This is a genomic window from Flavobacterium sp. HNIBRBA15423 (genome assembly GCF_052655965.1).
Window position 1 is genome coordinate 850,682 of sequence record NZ_CP199751.1, and the last position, 15,923, is coordinate 866,604.

At 33.2% G+C, this 15,923-nt stretch carries 8 protein-coding genes; all 8 read right to left on the reverse strand.

The features are described from left to right. Positions 1 to 106 precede the first annotated feature (106 nt). Positions 107 to 4,318 (reverse strand): CARDB domain-containing protein, encoded by a 4,212-nt coding sequence (locus ACULEV_RS03815; protein WP_445457351.1) that lies wholly within the window; start codon positions 4,316 to 4,318, stop codon positions 107 to 109. Between the two features lie 251 nt (positions 4,319 to 4,569). After that, complete coding sequence (locus ACULEV_RS03820) at positions 4,570 to 6,882, reverse strand: nSTAND3 domain-containing NTPase (protein ID WP_445457352.1); 2,313 nt, start codon at positions 6,880 to 6,882, stop codon at positions 4,570 to 4,572. A 220-nt stretch (positions 6,883 to 7,102) separates the two neighbouring features. Then, positions 7,103 to 7,756, reverse strand: coding sequence for a hypothetical protein (locus ACULEV_RS03825; protein WP_445457353.1), 654 nt, complete (start codon positions 7,754 to 7,756; stop codon positions 7,103 to 7,105). Positions 7,757 to 8,228: 472 nt separating this feature from the next. Continuing rightward, positions 8,229 to 9,323, reverse strand: coding sequence for an NAD(P)/FAD-dependent oxidoreductase (locus ACULEV_RS03830; RefSeq protein WP_445457354.1), 1,095 nt, complete (start codon positions 9,321 to 9,323; stop codon positions 8,229 to 8,231). A gap of 2 nt (positions 9,324 to 9,325) precedes the next feature. Then, positions 9,326 to 12,544 carry a LodA/GoxA family CTQ-dependent oxidase gene (locus tag ACULEV_RS03835; protein ID WP_445457355.1) on the reverse strand — a complete coding sequence of 1,073 codons (3,219 nt, stop codon included), beginning with the start codon at positions 12,542 to 12,544 and terminating at the stop codon, positions 9,326 to 9,328. Between the two features lie 460 nt (positions 12,545 to 13,004). After that, positions 13,005 to 13,745, reverse strand: a complete 741-nt coding sequence (locus tag ACULEV_RS03840) for a hypothetical protein (protein ID WP_445457356.1) — start codon at positions 13,743 to 13,745, stop codon at positions 13,005 to 13,007. 300 nt (positions 13,746 to 14,045) lie between these two features. Further along, positions 14,046 to 15,167 carry an L-dopachrome tautomerase-related protein gene (locus ACULEV_RS03845; RefSeq protein ID WP_445457357.1) on the reverse strand — a complete coding sequence of 374 codons (1,122 nt, stop codon included), beginning with the start codon at positions 15,165 to 15,167 and terminating at the stop codon, positions 14,046 to 14,048. 112 nt (positions 15,168 to 15,279) lie between these two features. Beyond that, on the reverse strand, positions 15,280 to 15,846 hold the full coding sequence (locus ACULEV_RS03850; protein ID WP_445457358.1) for a Crp/Fnr family transcriptional regulator: 567 nt from the start codon (positions 15,844 to 15,846) through the stop codon (positions 15,280 to 15,282). Positions 15,847 to 15,923: the final 77 nt, after the last annotated feature.

Sequence of the window (15,923 nt, forward strand, 5' to 3'; positions counted from 1 at the left end):
ATTGCATTAATGGCTATACTATTACCATAATTCTACCAACAATATTTATAACGAAAAACAAAAAAGCCTTGAATTTTAAAGGCTTTAATATAGTAAATCATTTCAATTATTTCTTCAAGACTTTAAATCGCTTAACACCTTCTTCCGATTGAACAGTTACAAAGTAAATACCCGCACTCAAACCTACCATATTCACACCAAAATCAGCAGTATTTGGAAGTTCGGTCATCAATAATTGCCCCGAAACATTACTAACTTCAATTTTAGTCAAAAAGCTTCCTGTCATAGACTTAATATTTAAAATATCAACAACTGGATTTGGATAATAGTTTAGATTTATTTGATTAAAATCATTTACACCTAACGTGCTACTATATAGCTCAAAATCATCAACATAAAAAGTCGTTGGTGTATTTTGATTCATAGAACCATTTGTAGCCCAAAAAGCAAAACGAACATGTCCAGATTCTGGCAAATAATTAAAATTGACAATTTCACTTGTGTTTGAAATCGGTGTCTGACTATTCCATTCTTCCAAAATAGACCACGTTAGTCCATTGTTAATTGAAAAATAAAGAATAACTCTATCATCAGTATCCATAGTTGCCGCATTGGTACTTCCCATTTCTGTAAGTGCGATTCTGAATTTCAACTTATTACTAGCAATCATTTGATATTTAGGCGAAATCATCCACACTCCATTGGTATTACCTGAGCCAATTAAATCGATTTTAGCAGATGTATTGTTTGGTGTATTGGCAAAATTATCTACAATCTCCCAATTCATGCCTCCTGATCTCAAAGTTAAAATCGTAAGATCATTATCTGTTATTTCCCAACAAGTCTGGTCAAATGCATTAAAGTCAAATGCATAAGGAACTTCTTCTAGACAACTAAACCTATTAACAGCTGTATCATCTCCGATAACAAAATTATCCAATCTAAAACCTCTGCTTGCAATCGGTGCACTAGCTGTATTACTAAAATACTTGAATCGGAAAACAACATTTGATTGATTTTGAAGAAAAGAGATATTCATCTTCGCTGTCAAAATTTTACCCGACAAATCAAACCAACCAGGCTCATTATTTAAATCAGACAGCGTCTGATAATTTTGGTACCAGTTTACAGATGAACCACTAGCCGTTGTAATTAGATTCCACGTCGTACCTCCATCTGTAGAATATTCCATATTCCCACCATTGGTGAAAGATTGTCCAATACACATATAATCAAAAGCCATAAACAATGGTTGTGTCTGACCTGTAAAATCAAAAACAGGACTCTGAATATAATACATTGGTGTTAAAAAACTCTGCCATGGTCCGTAAGCAACATACTCCGTTCTTAAAACACCATCATAAATGCGTTGATATAAACTTTCTTGAATAGCTTGTGGAATTCTTGTAACTGCTCGGTAATTATCCAGAACATTTGGGGATAGACCATTATAAGAATAGCCATGCCAACCATTTATAACCGCTTCTTCAAAATTCTCCTGATAAGGAAAAACAGTTACTCCATTTAGTTTTAAATCCCAAGCACCTGTATTATTTGTTTCAATTGATTCTGGATTAAGATTATTCCCATCCACTACATAAAGTAAATAAGAATAAGAACTGAAATTTGCAGGAACTGCATATTCCAAACTCTTGTGATGTTTGAACTCAGGACGAATTTGTGAAATTGGAGCAGTTCCCAATAAGTAATCACCAGCATCTAAGGTAGCATCCGAAGACAAATAAAACTTTATATCGGTTGCATTACTTATATAATTGCCATTATTCTTAATATCGATAGAAAAATTAATATAATCCGACAAGGAACTCACATACATATCTTTACTGTAAGGTACAGTTAAATCAATTGTTGCTTCGGATATTGAAAAATTGTCCAACAAAAAACCTTCACCTGAGTAATTTGGATAGTTATTATCTGCATTATCAAACTTGGTAACATTAAATCTAAACCTGATATTTTCATAGTTCTTTAGCTGAGGAATGTTTATAGCATAATGGGTATTCCTGTCAACATCTCTAGAATTATAATATTCTTGTGTACTTAAAACACTTTCATGACTGCTAAACATAAGATTAGTGCCATGTGTCTGATAATCTTCATCTAAACCAGTATTTTCATTATATTTCATAGTTTTCGACCATTTAGTATACGAGTCATTTATTGGCGTAAGAACTTGCCAGGTAGCACCATTATCTATAGAGTAACTTAAATTAATTGCTCCTGTTCTAGAGTGTTTTGCATCAGTTAGCATGTCGAACTCTAAAACTGGATTAACACTTTGCGACAAATCGAAAACTGGTGTATAAAGGTGCATTCTACTTAAACTAGAAAGAATACCATTTGCATTAGTAATCCATGCCTTAGTCCCAGAAAATGCAGCATTTAAATCTTGTCCATTAGGAACAGTTAATACCCAATCATCATTTCCTAAACTTTTATCATGAACCCAATGCTGAGCTTGTGTCTCAAAATCATTGAAATATGGAAAACCTTGCGTTGGTGTTTGTTCCATTTTAATAAAACCAATATTATTAGTCTCAAAAATCTCTTCAACCTGATTACCAGCATCTAAACTATAAATGATATAATACTCGCCAGCTTGTTGTGTGGGCTTAGTAAATGTAAATTGTTCCCACTGCTCTGTTTCTGCTGTCACATCTGTATAGGTCTGCTGTCCTAATAAGACATCGGAAGCATCAAGATTCTGATCGTTAGACCAATAAAAAGATGTGGAAGAAACTCCAGTGTTTACTTTTCCACTATTAGTAAGATAATATTTGATTTCATCTGAAGCTTGCTGAGAAGCAGTAAATCTATTATTAAAATCAATTCTTTCTATCGTTAAATCAGCTTTTGCAGGACCAATATATAAATCATCAAAAATAATTCCTTCTGGTTTTAAATAATTTGTTTGGAATGTTATTCGGAATCGAATGTTTTGTGAGGAAGCCATTGCAGCTGGTATTGGAATATTTACAAACTCCCACTCGTCCGAAGCGTTTTCTGGAATAGTGTAAAAATCCTGCCAATAATCTCCACATCCTGAAATATATTGCACTTTGTAGAAATTACCATAAGCCCCAACTCCACTATTGCTATAATGCTCCTTAAACCAAAAACTTAAATACAACGGTTCCGTTAAGGAACTTAAATTAAAATAAGGAGACTCTACCCATTGACCTGTAGACTCTGGTATATTTTCATTCACCGTTCCGCTCGTATGCCAGGCATAATTACCAGAATGTGTCCCTTCAATATGATGTCTAGTTCCTTCACCTAGTGTCCAAATCATAGGAGTTGTACTTGCTGGATGCTGTGTAGCTTTCCAGTTTTGTTGATTCGATTCAAAATCATCAAAGAAGGGAAGGCTATAAATTGGTTTTACTAGTAATGATGCATATGACACATTATCAGATTCATTATTTTCATTAACTGTATTATTAAAATCGTGAACATACAAAATATAATATTGTCCCGGAGTTAAAGAAGATGGCGTTGGAATAATCTTTTCCCAGCTTGAAACAGTTGTTACTATATTTGAAGCTTTTTCATCTAAATATGTATCCCCTGCATCCAAAACAGTATCTGTAGACAAATAGTATTTTGTAGTTACATTAAAATAGGCTGTATATTGATTACTAAAATTAAGTATACTAACAACTTTAATTTCTGGACAAAGTGGTGAAATTTCAATAGTAGTACCCTGAGAGGCCCAAATATTATAATATTCTGGAGCAATTGAAAAATCATCAATAACCCAACCAAAACCATTGCAATAAGAATAGGTTGCAAAACGGAATCTAAATTTTACATTTGCATTCCCTTGTAAAGAAGAAAGGTTAATTGCCGAAACAGTACTGTAACCCGATGATGAATAGTTAAAACCGCCACTAGTTTGCCAGTTTTTTTTAAAAGTTGTCGTTGGATTTAATAATTGCCAAGTTACTCCATTATCAATAGAGAAATCTAAATAAAAACTAGAAGAATTTATATTACTTGTACGTTTAAACGAAAGTACATACGGAAGCGCAGCATTGGTTAAATCAAATGAGGGTGTTTCCAAAACCCTAACAGAACTAGTTGTAGGTGTGCCCTGAAGTTTAGTTTCCCAAGCTAAATTATTGGTATTAGGTTCTAATGAAGCCAAACCGTGTTCCCAATCGTCGGTTCCTGAAATTGCATAATGATTCCAACCTGTCAATGCATTAACATTATTGAAATTATTTACATAAGGTAGTGTTTCTTGCGAATAGGACGTAAAACCAATAAGTAACAAAAGGAGTAAAATTCTCTTCATCGTAATTGAAATATACAGTTTATAAGTTAGCAAATGTAGTTATAATTAATTTATTTGTAATCTTTTACAAACAAATATCTTAGATGTTTTTTATTGAATTTTATTGAACTTTTTTACTAATTCTGGACAATCTGATAAAAAATCTTTCATTTATCATTTTTAGTTGTTTTTTATCATAGAATGCGTAGCGGGCAATTTCTTGTGGCTATTGTTATAGGACGTTTTTCTTCTGATTAAATTTGTCTGTATTGTTAATTATTTAATTCGGTTCTTAAACTATCAAACATATCACGTATAGTATCATTCTCATTTTGGGGTTCATAAGAACTTTCTTTTTTCTCATCGTCCCAATTATATTCTTCTTCTTGTTTTGTCTTGTAAGCCTCCATTCTTTCTTCAATCTTTTCCTTTAATCCGTAGTAATCTATTCCAAATTTGTCTCCTACAGATTTTATTTCATAAAGTGTATCTTCTAAATAGTATTCTTCCGCATTTGAAGATTCCTCTTTCATCAATTCTTCAATATTGTTTAAAAAGTCCTCGTCAGATTCAATGAATTCTTGATACTCATCAGGAAACAAATCTTCAAATCTTTCAAAATCTTGTGTCTGTTGAAGCATTACAATGTTTTTCGAAAAAGACTTTATAGTTTCATTTTTATCAAAAGTACACTCGTCTTTAAATTGGTCTAAAATATTGATATAGTATCCAAGTTCTTCACCACTCAAATCATTTGGTTCAATAATACTTTGAAATCTATCGAGGATGAATTGTTTAATTATTGGATGCTCATCAACTAGAAATTCTTTAGTTATTTCATTGATTTTCGTGTAGTCAGAGTACTGTTTTTTATACCATTGCGAGTTGTTTGTTGCTGAAAAGGTTACCCTTGAAATTACAGAGGTGTTAAGGAAGTCAAAATCAGTTAAGATTTTATTTATGTAAATTTCTTTTAGATTTCCTTTAAGAATTATTCTGTTCTTCCTTTGTACTGTTTCACCACGCATCTGGTAGTATTCTTCTATTGCAAATATTTTAAACAACTGGTTAAAATAAATTGAGGAATTTATTATGTCCTTTATATAATCAGGAAATTCTTTGAAATAATTAACGAGAAAATCCTGAACTGATGGATTTTGATAGTCAACGGCAAACTTATTTATAGAATCTTTTTTGATACTAATAAACGTGTTTTCTAATTCTCGGATTGATTTTTTAAAATCAATTTCACTATATGATATTTCATATTTTTTTGAATGTGTTTTCGCGAAATTTTGAATAAGTTGCTTTAGGTCATCCAAGAGAATTGGTACTCCAGCTGTCATAAGGTTTGCCAAGACACATTGAGAAAATTTAGAAATTTGATTTTCATAAACGTGTTTCCAAATGCTTTCTGGATAATTCAAAAAATCGATAAATTTGATAGAAAATTCCTCAGGCTTAATATGTTTCCATACGTCCGGATGAGTAATTGTTTCAATAACCCTAGGGTTGTAGTTAGGGTGATTAATAATTTTCGCATAAGTTTTTTTGTCTAATATGTCAGCCAAATGAGATTCGCTTATTTTCGCAAAAAATAAATGATTGTAAAGAATTTTTGCTCTAACAAACTTTGTATATTGTGAAAGGTCTATGACGCATTTTGCGAATTCAAGCGAGGGGTTTTCAAAAATATCATATCGAAGTTTCGCCTGTGCTAGAATATACTCTCTTGTCGTAAGGATTAGAACTTTATCATTTGAACTACTGACCTTTTCAATGAATCGGATAATTCTCTGTTCCTCGTTGTTACTTAATTTTTTGTCTAGAAAGTTCCTGCCTAAAAAGTCGTCAAAAAGAAATACTTGTTTTGTGTTTTCCTTGTATAAATCATATCCATCATTTATTGAATCCGAAAGAAAGACAAACTCGTCAAAACCGTTAGCTAAGTAATGGTAAACTAAAATTCTTGCTAATGTTGTCTTGCCAATACCTGGCATTCCAGAGATAATTACGTATTTTTTTGATTTTATAATTTCAAGTGCTTGGTAATAGCTTTTATTTTCGACATAAACCCTAACGGTTTCCTTTACCTTTTCTTCTTCGAAGCTCGACTGATTATGAATTTTACTGTGAAGGATACGTTCAAGAATGTTTGTGCTCGAAAGCCAAAGTTTAAAATGCAATTTTTCTATTTCGGGAAATTGTCCCAATAAATTATTTAAGTCGTCTCTTCCAAAAATGTCTGATGATGATTGTATAAATGGGTTTAACAGAGTTATTATTTCATCCTTTTGATTTGGTGTTAGTCCAACGGATGTTGTTAGGATGTATCTAATAGGATTTAGCTTGGTTACTTTTGGTATTTCTTTTTTTAACTTATTGTAAAGTGAATTAAAGTCTTTATATCTCTTACACTGAATAATTAATTTGTCCTTGGGGTTAAATGAATGTCTCAGGTCAATACCGGAATCCCGTCCACTTGTGAAAGATTCAAGATGAACGCCAAGATGCTTTTGAAGAAGGTCTCTTGAAAGTTCTTCAAATTCTGGTGGCGATAAATTTAGAAAATTATAGTCAGGCATTGTCTGTTCTATTTGTTTGCAATTATTAAATGTTACACTGTCTACCAAAATGCCTATAACGTCTTGGGGCTTTATGCAGGTGGTTTTTTTGTTACTGATGTATACAAATATACCGAAAAGTTTGAAAGTAAAAAGTTGAAAAATAGGAGAGAAGTGCAAACACTGACTCTTTCCAATACACACCAAAACCCCACTTGCATAAAGCTCTTGTTTGCAGACGTTATTGTACTAATCTCTCAAAATATTCTTCTAAGCTTTTTCTAAACTTTTGAATTGATGTATCTGATTTTTGTATGTCCTCGTTGGTTGATAAATCCACTAACCGAGCCTTTATTGAAGCTACTTCATCTTCAGGATTTCCATATATGATTTGAACATTCTTTGTTTGATAATAATCCTCCATTGACTCCAAACTTCTATATTCTTTATGTAATCGCTCAGAAATTTTTTTCAATACAGTTTCTAATAATTTTACTTCATCAACAATATTTTGAGGAGTCAAAATCCTTTCACGATGGAATGTATCAATTAAGGTACTTGCATCATTTTCCCATTCTTTAATTTTTGACTTTAAACTTTCATGCGTTGCATTTACAGGGTTTAAAAATCTATGATTTGTATAATGAAATGATACTGTCTTATCATAAATTGATTTTAAAGCATCGATTTGCATGTTTTGAAATCTTGAAAATTTGATTTCTGATCGCTTTAAGTCATTTTTGAATTTTTCGATTTTTTTAGAAACATATATTGCTTGCCAAATCTGATAGCCGGCAACTATAAAAATTATTGCTAATAATGTATAGCGTTGATATGATTCATATTCTGAAAAATACTTTTCTAAAATTTGTTCTATTTGGAAAGGGTTTTGCATAGGGTACTGATTTTATAATGGCTACCAACTCGTTTATGTGTGTCATAAAACTACACAAAGCCAACTTTTTTGGTTAGATATGTGTACTTTTTGGTTTTCTATATCTTAACAAATTTAAATAATCACCTACAAACCTATACAGGTATTCCTACCTGTTTTTGTTTCTATTTTTTACGGGAAACCATAACTAAGAAACGTTTTTTTGTTTTTTTTACAAAAGCTTCTCGATATACTGTTTATAAAACCGCTATTTGCATGATATAAACCCTATTCAAACTAACGGAGTGCTAGTTACGAGAATGTACTTTACACCATCCACCTCAGTTTATCGAGGAGTTAAAATAAGCTGCGTTAATCAGCAAAATCAGCGTGAGTAATAAATAAGGAAGAGTTTTTTATAAAAGCTTCTCGATACTTTTCCAATAGAATGAAATGGAATCGAAAAAACTCGAACTAAATATAATAAACATATTTATTGCCTTCTCTCCCAAAAAGCAGCAGTTTTCCATCGGGTTTCTGCTTGATAAAAAATACTCTTGTGTTTCAGGTAATGCTGCCAAATTTGATTTATTTGTTCCGTATAGTTTTTTTGGAGTTCGGCTGTAAATCCAAATTCTAGCAGTAAGACCCGCAATTGCATAGCACTAGCCATAGCATTAAACATACCTTGCGAAGATAAGGGGTCAAAACTAAGAGCCGCATCGCCCAAAGCGACCCATTGTTGCCCAGCAACTTGTTCTAATTTAGTTGAATTTGCAGCAACCGTGCCTTGAAAGATGATACTGTGTTCGTGTTCTTTCAATATTTCAGAAATAGCAGTAGTATTTTGTGCCAATTTCAAAAAAGAGGCAGTAGATTTTAATTCACTCTTAGCAATTAAATCAGCATCAGTATGAAAAGCTACAATACGTTTATCATTAGGAACAACAGCACTATACCACCAACCGTTTTCACTAGCAGAAATGGTACTCATGGTATTGGTTTTGGTATTGGGTAAAGTAACCCAACAAGCAACCAATTTATCTTCCACTTGTCGTTTAATGCCCAAACTCTTTGCAAAATGCGATTGACGCCCACTAGCATCAATAACAAAAGAAGCTGAAATTGTCTGAGTATGTAAAGGGTCATCACTAGCTCTTAGTTGTACTTGCCAATGAGAATTTTCATAAGAACTACTGTGCAGTTTTGAACCCCACAAACAATGCACACCACGAGCTTCTACAGCCTTTCTTAAATAGGATTCAAAAGCTTGTCGGTTCAAATTTTTAACAAAACCATCAGGATTTCTTAAATCATCTACAAGATGTACTTGATCACTTCCCCAATAGGATTGCATGCCCACATTTTTTTGATACAAAGTGCCTACTTGGTTTTCCAAATCCTCCAATAAATCCAACTGTTTTAGAATGCGTTGCGAAGCTGGAGCCAAAGATTCTCCAATGCGCTCAGTAGGTTCAAGAAGTTTATCAACTAATGTTACCTGATAGCTATCTATCAAAGAAATGGCGGCAATGCAACCTGCAATGCCACCACCTATAATTACTATATCTGTTTTTTCTGTTGCCAAATCTAATATTTTTTTGGAATAAAACGTTGGAAACGAACCAACTGTTCAGGAACACCCACCTCTTTTCTAGGTTGTCTGGAATGAGGAACGGTTCTAGTTTTGGCATGTTTATGTGCTTTAGAAGCTAATAAATTAACTAGTTTTTCAACTTCGCTTGTTAAAGCTTCATCCTGAACCATTTCGTCCTGAACCAATTCTAACAGTTGCTCGCGAGTGCTCTCCATTACAACTTGTTCAGTAAACAAACCTTCCTTAGACAAATGTTCCAAAGTAGTATGCAATAAGGATTCCTCTTTCTTATCCAAGTGTTTATTGTCATTTAAGATTTTTCTTAATCGAGCTTCTGTCTCTTGTAATAACAGCCTGTTTTGCTCCTCATTTGGAATTACACCAATTTGCATTTCTGGTGGAAAATTAGGATTATTTGGTACGCCCGGACGAGGTTGCACAATTGCTAGTTTATCAAAATACTTTACCATAGCATTAATCTGATTGGTTTGTGTAGGAGCAGCTCCATCTAATGGCAAATCATCCAACCAAAAATAACGATAGGCAAAAGCTTCTCTACGAGTTTCTTCCGCTAAGTGAGGGTCAATCGTTTCTTTGTAACGTGCTTCACTCAAAATATTATTAGGAACTCTAGCAGGCCAAAATGTTGGTAAATAAGGATCGTAAGCAGTAGTATAACCATCTCTACAACTTGCTGTATCGGTTTGCCAAGGAATAGCCATCCATCTAGTAACACCACCTGGAACTTGTCCTCCTAATAAAGGACCGGCAGGTAAAGTCAAGACATCACTATTCATGGTAGAACCATAATAATGATAATCGGTTTTTGGTGTTTTAGGAGCATGTTTCAATCGGAAAGGAGCCATATACATACCAGAAGTTCGCATAGGCCAAGTCATTTCACAGCCAGGATGAAAAGCATCTGCCAAACAGAAATCCATGGCAGCTTTGGTTAACATATCTGGTTGTTCCGCAATAGGATAATCGTCAATTTTTTTAACAGGTGGAATATAAGGACAGCCGGTTGTATCTACAAAATCGGCATCAAAATCGCCTTCTACCCATTGATCCAAAAATTCCAACTGCAAATGAGATAAGGTGGAATGTTGACGCACAGAACCTTGTGTAGGAATGGCAACAGCATCACCATACAACCAAGGCCATAATTGTGGAGCTTCAGCTCCAGATTGATCAAACCTACGGAAATTATTGGAAATAGTACGACGCATTTCTATATTAGCTGAAGAAGGATCGTTTAATTTTTTTACCCATTCTACACTGGTATAATTGAAAGGACCACCCCATCCAAAAGCTGCTGCAAATCCTGCATTTACCCATTGTAAATTGGTCATTCTTTCAAAAATAGGCAATATGTCTTTACAGAAAGAAGGTCTTGCGGGTCTAGCTAACATGCCTGATTCTACAGCAACACTTCGCATTAAATCCCACATGGTGCGTACCGATTTTTGCATCGGTGCATAATCTGGTGGAGCACAAATAACCCACGCTGGATCAACAGTGAGTGCTACTCCTTCATATTCTACTTCAGCTGTAACTGGTCCATCAGACATATCATCATACCAACCCTCATTGTTGGCAAAGGTAATAGCTCTATCACCATTGATGTTTTTCGATTTGCCATGACCACCTAACATCACTAAACGTCCTTTTTCATCGGTATGCATTTCCCCTAAATAAACCGATTTGCCCATGAATTTTCCTTTGAATTTTTTACCTTCTGTGACATTAGGTTTTGAAATACTTTCACCACCACCATCAATCAATAACTGACTACGGTCTTTTACATCAATATTTCTTAATAGAGAAGGTGGAACATTAGGATCAGATGCATCTGGAATATCTAAGGCAATTTGGAATTGGTACCAAGATGATTTTTGGTTAGCCAAATGGGAATGCCAAGTAATTTTAGCATTATCCATAGTCAATTCCTTAATAGCTTTTCCAGCTGCATTGAAACCATAAATTCGAAACTGTGCTGCCTGACGTTTTATAGCCCCAGTTTTATCGCGATAAGCATAAACATCATCTTTTACTTCTGGTTCGTCTACCAAAGGGCCTATGAAATATTCCTCTTCACTATTTCCCACCCGCATGACACCAATAGGAGGATAAATGCCAGCTCTAACAATACAATTGCTATCCTCGTCTGTATTACCTCTAAAATGCGGATTTATGGCTTTTGGTTCTTGTAATTGTTGTCCGTTAGCTTGATGTCTTGCTTCAGCACTAGCTGCATATACTGTTTTTCTTGCGTCTGCAATAGAACCTAATGGTTTATGGGCTTCTAAAGTTCTCCAAATATTGAAAGAAAGACTACTTCCAAATTCAGACTGACCAATAGCTGTTACATCTTGTTGGGGTAAATGCAACTTTGCAATGCAGATGTACGGACTTTCTTCTGTGCTCCAAACGACTTGAGCATCATTAATAGGCATGGTTGCATCGTTAGTACGAAGTTGTATTTCAAACCTAAAAGTAGCATCTCCATTGCGTAAACGTTTTTCTAAATCCAATCGTAAATAATTATCATCATCAAAAGGAGCCCCTTTATAAGTGTCATCTGGAACCAAACGATATTTTACAATTTGAGATTCTCCTAGTTTAAATGGTAAAATAGCCCAGTAACTAGCACTTAATACACTGGCTTCTTCTTTCTGCATGGCTTGTAAAATACTTGCCAATTCAGGATGTTTATCAATATAAGTATCATAATCTCTATCAATAACACCAGCAGTTGTAAACGTGCACATTTGCTGTGCATCACGAGCAAAAAAGCGATCTATATTCTGAAAAATGAAATCCGCAGTAGTACCTTCACCAAAAAGTTTTGGACCTTCAATTCCAAATAACTTTAAACCAACCCCTAAGGTAGAGTGTAAGTCAGGTGAAGTAGTTCCTGTATCACTAGAGAAACGAACGGCACAATCATAACGAGAGCCCGCAAAAATACCTTCCTTAAAGGCTTCAGGAAGATCTGTATCGATGATGAACTCTCCATAAGCAATGCCATGTTGTTTTCTAAAAACAGCCCTTTCAGCGGGATGTTGTCCTTTTTCAATTCGGGTTTTTTGGCCCATTTCTACAAACATCTCTTTAAGACGTTGTGTCACTATTTCAGTACTGCCACTACTATCCCAACATTTTACATCGTTTGCAGTAGGTTTTTCAAGGTTTCGTTTTTTGTTGTCCATATTTAGTAATTATTTGTTTGTTAGGTTATTTAGTCTCGCTTTTTAGTCCATAAATCGCATGTATTATCGGATATTATGACAACCAAAACAGGGCAATAGTTAGCCACTATTTGGTAGTACACCCTTACAAATCTAAAATTTATCTTGGAAAATGATGTAGGTAGTTTTACCTGTTTTTAGGAAAAATGATTATTAATTTTTATGAAAACTTCTCAATATATCCCGATAGCTATCGGAATGACATGGCTTGTGTTGAATGATTGTACTAAAAAACTCTATAACCAGCACTTCGTCAGTTCGAGTTTTTTTATAAAATGCGATAGCAATTTTATAAAAAAGTATCGAGAACCTTTGTAAATTGAAAGTTTACAAAAACACATCTTCTCCGCTTTTAAAATTTTAATTTCTTCTTGCATCTGGTCAATAATTTTGTCATCTGTCATATTATTCCCATTAACCATTAATTATACTTAACATCAACTACTTCAATAACTCCATTTTCCAAACCAAAAAATTTTCCATTAACCTCTTGGAAAAAACGGCCAATTACAACAGCAACCACAACACCATTTGAAATTGCAGGAGAGCTAAGAGATAACGTAACATCACCAGAGAAGTTTTTGTCTAAAAAAATAGAATCACTGCTCACAAACGAATAACCCTCACTTTCTAAATCAATAGAAATATAGCGCAAAACCAACTCAAAATGAGTAGCATTCGTATCTAGAAATAACTTTTTACCAGTATAAGTAGAAAGCAATAAACCATTCGTAAAAGAAAAAGAATAGTTATCACGTAAAATAGTCAATAACGATTTTCCATTCGTTAAAACAAAACCTGTAAACAACTTTTTGCCAGCAGGAGTTTGTAAGCCCTTTACAAAATGACGAGTTCCTCTTTCAGAAATAGTATCAAGAGACTTAAGTTTAGCAAATAAACTAACCAAGCGTTGGTGTAATTTGTTATCCTTCAGTACATTCAAATACGGTTGCAATGCTTTTTTAAACAAAGACACACATCGCATACAAGTTTTAAACTCACTGCCATTTTCCCTCACACGCACCATAGAATCTTTGGTTTTAATGGCTGTACCATTAAAGCCACCACCAGCCGTTCGCACTACTTGCTTACCATCTAGCACATAAAAATTAAGACCATTTAGTGTACCTTTCACTTGAAGAATACCTTTCCCTTTAGCCATAAGTAAAATCTTTATAATGCTAAGATATAAAATATATATAATAATTATATAGTAAGGTTATAGTAATTATATAGTAAGTAATATTCAATAAAGAATAGCAATATAAGTCTTTAAACTTAAGATATTATATTGCTACTTAGTTAATAAAATCCTTATCTATTCAGAATTATTAATGGCATGTCTAAAAAGAGATTATTATTTTGTAATTATAGAGATTATTATTTTGTAATTATTTTGAAAAATTATCTTTTTTGGAAGATTGTACAACAACTTTTGCTATCAGCTATAACATGTTTGAAATCAGTTGAAAGTTAGCTTAAAAATTTTATATATACCTCTCTTTTCTTTTGGTAAATGTATTTGAGAGATAGTGAAAAATAAATTTCCTTTACGGTCAAATGCAAACGAATCTGGCCATTTAATTTCTTTATCACTAATGACTTCTTCAATAATTCCTTTAGAGTTTACTTTACTAATAGCATTTTTTTCTAAGCTACTCAAATATAAATTACCATTTTTATCAAAAATAATTCCGTCATTGGCACCCGTTTTAGCAAATTTTTCAACTTGTTGTCCAAGAAGTTCATCAGTTAAATTTTTATCAAGTAATGCTTGGGTTGGAATCCTATAAATATTTTCGCCCATCAAGGAGCAATAATATAAATATTCGTTTTTAATGTCTAATTCAATACCGTCAGAATGTACAGGATGAGTCCTTTCATATCCTTCAATTTCAATTTTATGGACTTCGGTTAAGGTGGATGGGTGTTTTGCAATTACTCTACGAATTTCATTTGTCTTTAAATCGAATAGTACTAGCCCCCCCACTTGTGAATCTGTAAAATAAGCAATATGTTTTTTAGCGTCAATACGAAAATCATTCAAATACGCTTTCCCAGATATTTTTTCAACAGAAAAAAAATATTCTTTATGCAAAGTGTTATTTAGCAGATTAAAACAATACAAATATGCTCCTTTAGTTGAATCGGTTTGTAATTCATACCCTGTATCTAAAACCCATAGAAAATCAGTATCGTCCACATATATACTTTGTACACAAATAAACTTTCTTTTCTCTACCATTTTTGTATCCCAGTTATTCCAAGAGATATTTGGATAGGCTATTGGTTTTCCGTTAATTATTTCAGCTACAGAAATAGGTGTTTCTTTTGACCATCTTGGAAAGTTTACAAAAACCCTGTTTTTTTTTGATATAGCTATTCCTGTCCATTGATTTTTACTTTGAGCAAACAAGGACATTGAAACGTTAGAAGTTGGTTGCTTTTTATCTTGTGAAAATAAGAGAAATGTAAATAAGAGGGATAGGGTGGAAAAAAGAAGCTTCCTATATTTCATTTTAAATATATTGGTAAAAGGGAAAGCCAATAAAGAAAAATAAGCAAGTTTATTAAATGGTATCATACTTAAGTGTTTTTTGTTATAAATTGTTCGAAACAAAATTACTATGAAGTAGTAAGGTGTCAAAGGAGGTATATCACTATTTTATAGTGATGTATGTCACAAGGTAGTTTTGTTATTTATTATTGAAACGGCTTAATGTTTCTCTAGATACCCCAAGGTATGTAGCTATAATAGTTTTGGATGCCCGCTGAAAAAGATTGGGGTATTGTTGAAGAAGGATTTCGTAGCGTTCTTTTGCATTTTGAGTAAGAAAAGAAAGCATTCTTTTTTGCAGTGCTACGTAACCGTTATTGGCCTTTTTTCGAAAAAAATATTCTACTTTATGCATTTCTGCACAAAGTTTTTCCCTGTTTTCGTATGATAGACAAAGTAATTCAGTATTTTCTAAACAATCAACATTTACAATGGCTTTGGTCTGCATGAAATAGGCCTGATAGTCTGTAATCCACCAATTTTCCATAGCAAATTGCAAAATGTATTCTTTGTCTTTATCATCTGTATATACTGCTCTAAGTAAACCCTTATTGACCCAATAGGTATGTTTTACTTCGTCACCAATTTGAACAAGAAATTGATGTTTTTTTAATTTTTTAGAGGTAAAATGTGAAAGTATATAATCAAACTCCTGGTCAGTCAATGAAATAAGTTCTTCGAAATGGCGTCTAAGTGTAATGCTCATTTTGTAAAAATAGAAAATTAATTCAAAAGTTTTATTTGCTTGTATTATTTGTTTGTGGTTGGGGCAGTTTAAATGCT